At 40.6% G+C, this 11,867-nt stretch carries 6 protein-coding genes; 5 read left to right on the top strand and 1 reads right to left on the bottom strand.

Translation table 11 applies throughout. The annotated features are described in order from the left end of the window. Nucleotides 1-68 precede the first annotated feature (68 nt). The 5 genes from DC498_RS09015 (at nucleotide 69) to DC498_RS08995 (ending at nucleotide 5,340) form a co-directional block, all read left to right on the top strand. A complete protein-coding gene (locus tag DC498_RS09015; RefSeq protein ID WP_116873817.1) occupies nucleotides 69-761 on the top strand; it encodes a ClpP family protease in 693 nt (230 codons plus the stop codon). Nucleotides 762-788: 27 nt separating this feature from the next. Continuing rightward, complete coding sequence (locus tag DC498_RS09010; protein ID WP_206197565.1) at nucleotides 789-1,412, top strand: ClpP family protease; 624 nt, start codon at nucleotides 789-791, stop codon at nucleotides 1,410-1,412. 199 nt (nucleotides 1,413-1,611) lie between these two features. After that, nucleotides 1,612-2,844, top strand: a complete 1,233-nt coding sequence (clpX, locus tag DC498_RS09005) for an ATP-dependent Clp protease ATP-binding subunit ClpX (RefSeq protein WP_116873816.1) — start codon at nucleotides 1,612-1,614, stop codon at nucleotides 2,842-2,844. Between the two features lie 140 nt (nucleotides 2,845-2,984). Further along, complete coding sequence (gene recO / locus DC498_RS09000; protein WP_116873815.1) at nucleotides 2,985-3,719, top strand: DNA repair protein RecO; 735 nt, start codon at nucleotides 2,985-2,987, stop codon at nucleotides 3,717-3,719. Between the two features lie 334 nt (nucleotides 3,720-4,053). Beyond that, nucleotides 4,054-5,340, top strand: a complete 1,287-nt coding sequence (locus DC498_RS08995) for a PSP1 domain-containing protein (protein ID WP_116873814.1) — start codon at nucleotides 4,054-4,056, stop codon at nucleotides 5,338-5,340. A 61-nt stretch (nucleotides 5,341-5,401) separates the two neighbouring features. Here the strand turns inward: DC498_RS08995 and DC498_RS08990 are convergent, their stop codons facing one another. Then, on the bottom strand, nucleotides 5,402-11,605 hold the full coding sequence (locus DC498_RS08990; RefSeq protein ID WP_165813801.1) for an FG-GAP-like repeat-containing protein: 6,204 nt from the start codon (nucleotides 11,603-11,605) through the stop codon (nucleotides 5,402-5,404). Nucleotides 11,606-11,867: the final 262 nt, after the last annotated feature.

Below are 11,867 nucleotides of genomic sequence, written 5' to 3'. Positions count from 1 at the left end.
TTTCTTATGTGGAATTACATGTTGCTAAGAACAATAATTAATATTCACATGAAATCAAATATCATATCATGAACATTGGAAAAGAATTTGAAAAATACGCAGTCAGGCATAAAGGTATTTCAAGCAATACATTAGACAGTTACACAAAGCATGTAGTAACCAACCTCACACCCAACATTATTGAAGAAAGGCCCATGAACATTGCTGTAATGGATGTTTACAGCCGTTTAATGATGGATCGTATCATCTTTATGGGTTATCCTATTTCTGATGAAGTTGGAAATATTGTGACCGCCCAGCTGTTATTCCTGGAAAGTACTGACCGTACCCGTGATATTCAAATGTATATCAACAGCCCTGGTGGTTCTGTATATGCCGGTATGGGAGTATACGACACCATGCAATACATCAACCCGGATATATCTACCATTTGCACAGGTATGGCTGCCAGCATGGGTGCTGTGCTGATGTGTGCAGGTGCTAAAGGCAAACGTACGGCGTTGAAACACTCAAGAATAATGATGCACCAGCCAAGCGCAGGTGCAGGCGGACAGGCAAGCGATATACTGATCACCGTTAATGAAGTAAAGAAACTGAAGAAGGAATTGTATGAAGTAGTAGCTTACCACAGCGGCCAGGATGTTGAAAAAATTGCCAAAGATTTTGATCGTGATTACTGGATGACTGCGCCTGAAGCTAAAGAATACGGATTGGTGGATGAAGTGCTTCTTATCAATCCTAAAAAACAAAAAGACAAATAAATTTATCAATTCTAATTCACACAATCCATGTATATAAATAACAAGAAGAAATTTGTTTTAGACGATGAAGATGTACCGGAAACCCCGGAAATGCCATCAATGGAAAAGATGATGAGCGGATGGCAGTTTGACAAAAAATTTATTGAACAGCGTAAAGTTTTCCTGTGGGGCGGAGTAGATGACAAAAGTGCAAAAGACATTACAAGCAGGCTTTTATACCTTGATGCAATAGACCCGGGCAAAGAAATAACATTTTATATAAACAGCCCCGGCGGCATCGTAACAAGTGGCATGGTTATTTATGATACTATGCAGATGATAAAATCCCCGGTGGCAACTGTTTGCATGGGAATGGCTGCATCTATGGGATCAATATTATTGAGCGGTGGTAAAAAGGGGAAACGTTATATATTTCCTCATGGTGAAGTAATGATCCACCAGCCGAGTGGTGGTGGACAGGGTACTTCTGCAGATTTAGAAATAATGGCAGCTCAAACCATAAAGGTAAAAGAGATGAGCGCCAGAATACTTGCGGAAAACTGCGGACAAACCTTTGAAAAGGTTATGGCGGATTTTGACAGGGATTATTGGATGGACGCTAAACAATCTGTGGCTTACGGTATAGTAGATAAAGTTATTGAAAAGATATAAGCATTTTAAAATCAGCTTATTGAAAGCCGCTTTCGATGAGCGGCTTTTTTCATGCAGCGGAATTTGACATATGTCTGCCTTATAAACTGGATATTTACAAAAAAGTTTCGGACTTTTGTTCTCCGCTCTAATTCGTATAAAAACACCAACATCCTCCATATCCTCTGTTAGCTGATTATTAATTGAACACAAACGTATAATGGCTAAATCAATATTACATTGCTCGTTTTGCGGACGAAGCCGCGATGAGGTTAAAATACTCATTGCCGGACAGGAAGGACATATTTGTGAAAACTGCGTTGATCACGCAAGAGATATCATTGAACAGGAATTGGTTTTAAAGCATGAATCATCTCATCCACAGTTTAAACTAACTGTAAAAAAACCAATAGAAATAAAGAAGTTTATTGATGAATATGTGATCGGGCAGGATGAGGCGAAGAAAGTGCTGGCGGTTGCAGTATATAATCATTACAAACGCTTACAGCAGAAAATTGGTGATAATGATGTAGAGATAGACAAGAGCAATATTATAATGGTGGGTGAAACAGGCACGGGTAAAACCCTGCTGGCAAAAACCATTGCCCGCATGCTGAATGTGCCTTTTGCTATTGTTGATGCTACCGTATTCACCGAATCGGGTTATGTGGGTGAAGATGTGGAAAGTATACTAACCCGTCTGTTGCAGGTTTGCAATTATGATGTTGCCGCTGCAGAAAAAGGTATAGTATATATAGATGAGATTGATAAAATTGCCCGTAAAGGCGATAATCCTTCTATAACCCGTGATGTAAGCGGCGAAGGTGTGCAACAGGGATTATTAAAATTGCTTGAAGGAACAGAAGTACTTGTTCCTCCGCAAGGGGGCAGAAAGCATCCTGAGCAAAAGCTGGTAAAAGTAAATACACAGAATATTTTATTTATATGCGGCGGGGCATTTGATGGCATTGATAAGGTAATTGCCCGCAGGGTTAATACCAATGCTATTGGCTTTAATGTAAATAAAGACCAACAGGAAGCCATGAAGAAAAACCTGTTGCAGTATGTGAATGCACAGGATATGAAGTCATTTGGGTTGATTCCCGAACTGTTGGGCCGTTTACCGGTAATCACATATCTCAATCCCTTAGATGCAACAACATTGAGATCTATTCTTACCGAACCCAAAAATGCGCTTATCAAACAATATATACGCCTTTTCGAAATGGAGGGTATCAAATTAAAGATTGATGATGCCGTTTTAGATTTTCTTGTTTCCAAAGCGCTTGAATATAAATTAGGTGCAAGAGGTTTGCGCAGCATTTGTGAAAATATTCTTACCGATGCTATGTTCGAAATGCCTACATCCGGAAACAAAGAGTTTCATCTTACACTGGATTATGCGGAGCATAAATTCAGCAACAGTAAGATGAGCATGCTGAAGGTGGCGTAAATACCAGGATCAGGTAAGCATGTTGTATTAACAATAATTCATTGCATTTCTTCGTAAAAGGAGAAGCCTGCAGGCAGAAGCGACAGACATCAGATTCTTATATTTCTTGTCTGTCGTTTCTCGTTTAATATAGCACTAAGATGGTTTTTCACAGTAAAGGAGTTGTTTTACGCACTGTACCATATGGTGAAACCTCCATCATTGCGCTAATCTATACAGAGCTTTTCGGGATACAGTCGTATCTTATTAACGGCGTTCGTACCAATAAAAAATCTGCCGTAAAAGGCAATCTTTTTCAGCCGGCTGCGCTGCTGGATATGGAAGTATATCATAATGAACTGAAAAACCTGCAGCGTATTAAGGAAGCTAAATGGCATTACCTGTATCAGCAGGTTTTCTTTAATATATATAAAAACGCGGTTGCTGTATTCATGACGGAACTACTGCAAAAAGTGCTGAAGCAACCGGAAACCAATGCAGACCTGTATAATTTTATAGAAGACGCTTACATACAGCTCGACCAGGCAGACGCTAAAACAACATCTAACTATCCTGCTTTCTTCGCGTTACACCTCACCGAGTTCCTTGGCTCAAGAATACAGGATAACTATACGGCGATAACCCCGATACTTGATTTACAGGAGGGTCGCTTTATACAAGAAACTCCTGCGCATTATTTTTATTCGGCGGGAGAAACGGCACATGCTGTTTCCCTGTTACTGAAAGCCTTGCAACCGCACGAAGCCGGAGATATCATATTAAATAATATTACCAGGCGGCAGGTACTTGATGCCTTAATGCAATTTTATATCCTGCATGTAAATGATTTCGGCACCATGAGATCGTTGCCGGTTTTAAAGGAAGTATTGGCATAGATATGCCCTATAGCCCATACAACAATTTATCATTCGCTCACATAATCTGGCAATATTTCGCTATTTTTGGAAACAATTGTCCTGAAAAGGATGCTATTATATATTGTTACAGGTTTTGTGGGTTGAATTTTGTGTGCAATGAACAGCAGTTTAGTTTAATTCAATATAGGTTATTCTGATTTCAGCCGTTATCATTTTTGCCCTACGGCTTTATAGATATACTGTCCGCCATCAGGCGGATATGCTTCACAGGATAATAGTGTGCTTTGCCATTTCTGTAACAATAGCATAGTTTCCTACCGGACGTTTATTAACTATTTAACGAAACTCATATATGGGTTGTAGTAGCTGTGGCACAAATACCGGCGGAAAACCTAATGGTTGTAAGAGTAATGGAGGATGCAGCACCGGCGGATGTAACCGGATGAATGTACATGATTGGTTAACCAATTTGCCTATATCCGATGCAGAATCCATATGCCGCGTTATTGAGGTCTCTTTTAATAAAGGGAGCAGGAAAGAATTTTACCGTAACAGTACTGTACATCTTTTTGAAAAAGGTGAACTGGTGACGCTTGAAGGTGTAAGCGGTTTTGATGTAGGGGAAGTAAGTATGACCGGAGAGCTAGTAAGGTTGCAATTGAAGAAAAAAGGCGTTGAAGAAAATAATCCTGACATAAAGAAAGTGCTGCGCCGCGCCGGCGACCGCGATCTGGAGCAGATGCGCCAGAATAAAGAACGGGAACCTAAAGCACTGATGAGAGCTCGCTCAATTGCCCGGCAACTAAAACTGGAAATGAAATTAAGCGAGGTAGAATTCCAGGCGGATGGCAGAAAAGCAACTTTTTTCTATACAGCTGATGGTCGTGTTGACTTCCGTGAACTGATCAAAGCCTATGCTTCTGAATTTAAGGTTAAGGTGGAAATGAAGCAGATCGGCTCCCGCCAGGAAGCGGCCAAAGTGGGCGGTATAGGAAGTTGCGGCCGTGAACTATGCTGCAGCACCTGGCTCACCAGCTTTAAGAGCGTAACTACCATTGCAGCCCGTTATCAAAACCTCAGTATCAATCAAACCAAATTAAGCGGGCAATGTGGCAGACTGAAATGCTGTCTCAACTATGAGTTAGACACCTACCTTGATGCTTTGCAGGGTTTTCCTGAAAATGCGGATATGCTTGAGACCACAAAAGGTAATGCACTGCTTATCAAGAAAGATATTTTCCGGAACCTGATGTGGTATACTTTGCCTGAAAGCAGCAAGCAATACCCGCTATCCATAGATACTGTTCGGAAAATAAAAAGCATGAATGCCAAGGGCGTTAAACCTGAAACGCTCGAAACAGAAGAAGTTACCTCAAACAAACCAAAAGAAATTGAACCTGAATTTGTGGATGTGGTTGGGCAGATAAGCCTGCGCAGCCTCGAAAAAGCTGACAGAAAAAAGAAATTTAATAAAAGCAGGGATCATCACAAAGACCAACGCGAACAAAAGGGACTAAGCCAACCTCAGCAACCGCAACAACAACGCGGACCGAGAAATAATAATCCCCGCGGTGGAAGCGGTAATACTAACCGTCCAAATTTTAAGGTAGAAAAGAATAAAGGAAATAATAACAAATAGCTGATTCTGACAGGCAGACACGGATAATTCGCTTGCATCGCTAAATATAGCGTTTATATGGTCATAGTTTCACAAAAGACATTCTCTTCACGGCTCCATTATTATTTCTTAATATAATGAAATAGGAGCCTGTTTGTAATGTTGTAACCGGGACAGATATCTTGATCTGATGCAGAGTTGCCAAATTCATGTGAAGCCTTACATTTCCGCCCATGTCAAATATATCAAGTGTCCGCCAGTTGTCTGAAATATTCAAACTGTCAAGCACAAGAAGGTTTCCAACAACAGGGTTAGGTGCAATACGTCCGGAGCCTGGTGTACCCGGTGTCAGAAAAAAGCTAATTGTATTGCTGGTAACGGTGGCAGGATCGCCGCAATCAGCATTACTGGTCATTACCAAACGAATTTTATCACCCGTTTGCTTTGGTTGATAATTGAGTATCTCTGATGCAGCAGAAGGGATATTTTTCCAGCTATACGCCTGCGTGCTATCCTGCCACATATATAAAGGCATGTTACCCTCATTTTCCGGAGATGCGATTATTGATGTTGCTTGTCCCTGTATCAAATTTGCATTGCAGGATATTGATACTGCGGGAGTAAGCTTCGGATTAATTACTACATGTATGGTACTGCTTCTTACATTAGTATACATAGGGCATGCTATATCACTGGTCATCATAACATATATACTGTCGCCAGCTTGTATTTCTGAAGGCGTATAAGACGGGCTATTGTTTCCGGTAATGACGCCATTTTTTCTCCACTCATACGATGGGAATTGCCCTCCATTCACCGGTATTGCGTTAAAGGTAACATGGGTATTAGGACAAATTACGCCGGGCTCCTGCTCTATTTTTACAGATGGCGCCAATACCAGATTGACCTTTACTTTAATAGTATTACTTTTAACTGTTTGGGGTAATGGGCATAAAGCACTGCTTGTCATAATTACATTTACCTCCGCATCATTGGCGAACGTTTCTGACGAAAAAGTATGGGTGTTAGTGCCGGCATTCACACCATTCACCTGCCATTGGAAGGATGGAATTTCTCCACCGTTAACAGGATATGCTGTAAACAAAACTTCGTTTCCCGGGCAAATTGCATCGGTGTTTGAAGTTATATTAACTACTGGTGTTACTAATGTATCAGTAATTGAAAGTCCGTAAACTTCGCTAAATTGATTGGCATTAATAATACACCGGTACTGGTAATTATTCCAGGATGCAGGCACATTAATAATTTGTAAAGTAGCAGTTTGTGTTCCTGAGAAATAAGCGTTTTCTGAAATGTTGACAAAAGTGCTGCCGCTATATTGCTGCCATTGATAACTATTGCCTTTTACAGCAGAGGTAAAGCTTGTGGTCCCTTTAGGGCAAACTTTTACAGGAGTAGCTTTGCCCGTTGTATTAAGCAAAAAACTTACGGTATTATAGGTAAAGACTGAAATGTCGGGCATGCCATCCCCGTCAATATCGGCAATTGAAGCACTGTATATTCTATCGTTGAATGCTATATCAATCTTTTCATCCAGGTTAATAGAGGCCGGCTCACTCATATTCCTTTGTATAGATATATTGTTGATGTCGAATGTACTTAGTTGCAATAAATCTGGTTTCCCGTCTCCGTCTAGATCTCCAACATCAGTAATACTTATACCTGTCCCTGTAAAAATGTCTTTTTTCTGTTCAAAAGTAATAGCACCTGGCATACTAATATTCCGGTAGGCTAAAACACCTTTTTCATTAGATGATCCCATTAGCATATCTGGTTTTTCATCTCCGTCCATGTCAACTGCGTAAATGCTATTGGGCTGAGGCTGCCTGCCGTAATCTATTTTATTGGAAAAACTAATTTTTCCGGGAATACTGGTATTCAAAAAAACAGAACCGCCATTAGGAATCGACATGGCCAGTAAATCCGGTTTGTTATCTCCATCAATATCTCTTGCAGTGATTTTGGTTGAGTAGCTGAACATATTGTAATCTATCCTGGTGTCAAACACAATATTTCCGGGTTCACTCAGATTTCGGAATATTGTTATAGTTTGCGAAGAGTAATTAGCGATTACGATATCTGGTTTTCCATCTCCGTCGAGATCATGGATCAGCCCATCTGACGGCCAACTGGTAGATACACCAGTAAAGAAATTTGTGACATGCGTAATTGAAATATCGCCAACAGTGCTTGTATTTCTGAAAACAGCTATACCACTACCATCATAGCTAACAGAAACAATATCCGGTTTTCCATCACCGTCTAAATCACCTGTTAAAGGTTTAAATAAAGGCATTGTTGTTGAAAAGCCCCGGTCTTCTGCAAACTGAATATTTCCCGGAGTACTCATGTTTCGTGCAATTATAATATCCTGGTTACCTGTAACCATATCAAGCTTTCCGTCGCCATCTATATCACAAAATGAAGCAAAGCGTCCTGCAGATCTTTGCAGCCTTGTGCCAGAGAAAGATTGAAGCATTGATCCTGTACTTCCCGGGAAGCTAATGCTGAATGGTTTAGCTGAATATGCAGTTAAGCCGCGGGTTGAAACAGTTATTGGACTATACGATGCACCAGCCGGTACTATAACCGACAATGATGTTGTGGAGGCAGAGGTTACAGTTGCTCTCACTCCCCCAAAGTATACTATATTTCCAGAAGTTATCTCATTAAAATTATATCCGTTAATCACAACACTTGCACCAACCCGAGCTGACGATGGCGCAAAAGATGTTATAACCGGGGGCGTGCCTAATAAAAATCCGGTTTTTGTTGCCGTACCATAATCATTGGTAACAGCCACTTCTCCGGAAGACCCCGGACCAACAACAGCAGTGATGCTTGTGGAAGAATTTATTGTAAAGGATTGGGCAGGTATTCCTCCAAACGAAACAGCTGTAGCTCCGCTAAAATTTACGCCGGTAATATTAACTATAGTTCCCATTTCTCCTGTAGTAGGAGAAAATGATTGTATAAAAGGTTCAGGCTCTATTTTGTTAATATAAATTTTTAAAGCCGTATCTGATGGCGACGTAACCAAAACATCGTTTTTGCCATCCCCATTAAAGTCAGCGATTGCTGTAAGATATTGGCCTGTAACCTGGATTGGCGAATAGTCTGATTTTGGTGCCAGACTAATTATGCCGATGGTGCTTAGATTCTTAAAGACGCCAAGATTTACATTCACAAGGCAAGTAGCTATATCTATTTTACCATCCCCGTCAATATCGCCCAATGACAAACCTCCGGGATTTCCTGTCGCATCAAACTGCACAGGATCCTCAAACTCTCCGTATCCGTTATTTCTTAAAACCGTCATTCTAGATCCTCTGTAATCACCTGATACCAAATCGGTAATTCCATCACCATCTATATCGCCTGCCGCCATGTATGAATGGGAATAGCCTGGGTACTTTACCGGTGGCTTGAATATAATATTGCCTTTAGATGATGTATTATTAAGCACTAAAAATTCATGTGATGTAGCATTGGGGATAATAAGGTCTGGTTTTGCGTCTCTGTCAATATCTGCTAATAGCATGTTTCTACCTCCCGGAGTACTGGGTATAGCTATAGCTTCAGCAAAAGAAAAAGATCCTGGTTCACTTGTATTGCGTAATATGATAGCTGATTCAGCAGGATAAAAAGATGCAGCAATATCGGATTTCCCATCACCATCTATATCGCCTATTGCTAAGCTCACAGGCGACCTTTGAACACTCGTTACAACTGATGGCACAATCAATATATTTCCCGGCGTTGAAATGTTCCTGAATGCAGAAATAGTTGTTTCACCACCAACTACAATATCCAGCTTCCCATCTCCGTCAAGATCACCCAATTCTAAGCTTACTGGAAAATAATCAGAACGTATGTAAACAGGAGTATCGAAAGCTACTGATGGCAATGTGCTGATATTTCTATATACAAACAGACCGCTATTGTCAGTTAGCCCTTGCACTTTTGCGATAATATCTGGCTTTCCGTCATTATCGATGTCACCTATTTTTATATCTGAAAGTCCGTTATTGGGACCTACATAGACGCCAACCGGAGGGGCAAATGAACTGGGAGTAATACTACCTCCATTCATAAATGTAACAAGGAACGGTTTTGCTGAATAGCCAATCAGATTATTACTAACCACACTAATAGCTTCAAAGGTTGCGCCAGCCGGTACTTTTACGGTCAATGAACTGCTGGTTCCTGACATTACGGTAGCACGCACAGCACCGAAATACACAATATTTTCTGATGGGGTAATATGAAAATTGGAACCGCTGATTGTGACAGTTGTGCCAGTTGGTCCGTTTGTGGGACTAAATGAAGATATCGCAGGAGGTAAGAACCAATTAAATTGCCCCATAGTTGAACTACCACCCGGCGCTGATACATTTACTGATCCCGAAGCTCCGGCACCAATTGTAGCTTTGATCTGGGTTGATGAAACAACAACGAATGATAACACCTGCTCACCGCCCACAGCAACCGCAGTAGTACCTGTAAATGAAGTTCCTGTTATAGTCATAATCGTACCCTGCGTTCCTTTTAAAGGAGTAAATGATGTAATGGTTGGAATAGAAATAAATCCTTGCAATGACGTATTGCCGCCGGAAGCCGTTACACTAACTGTTCCCGGTCCGGAAGAAGGGGCTGTGGCAGTAATCAATGTTGGAGAAACTACCGTAAACATAGCCGTTTCACCACCAAAAGTAACTTTGGTCACATCTGTAAAATTTGTTCCGGTTATAGTAATGAGCGTTCCGGCAGTTCCTGTGGCTGGCGAAAATGATACAATAGTTGGTGGAGGAAAATAAATAAATCCGGGTAATGTACTTGAGCCCGATGTAGTGCTAACAGTAACATCACCTGACGCCCCAGAGCCAACAAATGCTTTGATGACAGTAGGTGATTCAACGGTGAATGATGCAGCAGCACCGCCAATAGTTACTGACTTAACATTGTAAAAATTTGTTCCGGTAATAGTGATCTCAGTTCCTGTTTTACCTTGTGTTGGATTGAACGCAGTGATAGAGGCCCTTGAAGGGAGATAAATATATTTTGTAGCAGTATCGATAACGCTTCCGTTTGATACCACTAATTGAATAGTGTCCATATGCTCATTGAATGTTGCAGTATATGTTGACTCATAAGCATTACTAATAGGTTTACCATTAACTATCCATGTATAGCTGTAGCCAGCCCTCGAAAAGTTTTTCAGGCTAACTAAACCGGTGGCACCAAAGCTTGTTGTATCTGTTTTTAAATAAGCCTTGGGCAGGGGAGTTCCTCCACCGTTTATACCCAGTTCAAAAAAGCCAAGCCTTCCGCCTGCCCATAACTGGTTACTGTTAATAATGTAAAGATCATTATGTGTGTAACCAAGGTAAGCAAATGAATTATCCCTCGGCAACATCTCCCATATTTTACCGCCATCTACAGATTTAGCCACATTATTCTGCCCGGTCAATGCATAACCTGTATTATCATCAATAAATTTTATTTTGGCAGCATACATCGGTGTTGCGTCAGGGTCATTTAGCAGGTTCCAGGTTGTACCTCCATTCTCGGTTATATAAGTATAGAATCTGGAGTTTTCTTCATTACAGTTTAGCCAGCCCTTATACGGGTTGATAAAATATGCATATGACATTTTAACTCCGGTCTTGGGATATGCAATATTTTGCCAACTGTTACCTCCATTACTAGTTTTAATGAGCTGATTAGTTTGATAACGAGTACTTCCCGCATATACATTATTGTTATCAACAGCCTCAAGAAACTGCCATCCGGCACCTTCTGTTATTTTTACTGTTTGCCAACTTATTCCCTGATCGGTTGTCTTCAATATCCTATCTGCATCTATCGCAAATCCTATATTATCGTTTTGGGGAAATATCATATCTGTAACTCCGCCGGATATTTGTAGCGGATTATATTGAGAATGGTATACCAGCTTAAAACTATTTCCACCATCTGTCGACCGAAGTATTGCAGGAACATATCCGTAATCTCCCCATACAATAATATTATTTTGATTAAAGGCTTTTACACCAGCTATACCAAAACCTAAAGTGAGATTTACTCCATAGCCATTAAAATCCACATTTGAAACAGTTATATATTTCTTTACAAAAGTGTGGCCGCTATCTATTGAATACCCAATCCAGTTTTTGAAAGCGACATACCCCGAAGACGGAGTGTAAAAGCTGATCTTGTATACCTCATTTTCCGGTCTACTATCATCGAGATATATTTGGCGCATCTGACCACTTAGGAAGGTGTTGCAGCCAAAAATTAAAAAAAACACAAGTACAAAGCTCTTAAAGGGTGGAATTAAAGGCATAAAGCAATGCATTTATCATCATATATGCTGACTCTAGAAAACTGACGATCCTATGAATCAGGACTGCAGTGATATTTTAGAGCGAAGGTTGGTATCAAACAGAAATTCTAATTTGATATATAATAATTATGAAAAATTAATACGGTATATCCAGTATCAGACTTGAATAACGGCGTCCCCG

Source organism: Terrimonas sp., assembly GCF_003075435.1.
Classification (GTDB): Bacteria; Bacteroidota; Bacteroidia; order Chitinophagales; family Chitinophagaceae; genus Agriterribacter.
This window is presented reverse-complemented; position numbering and strand designations above follow the sequence as displayed.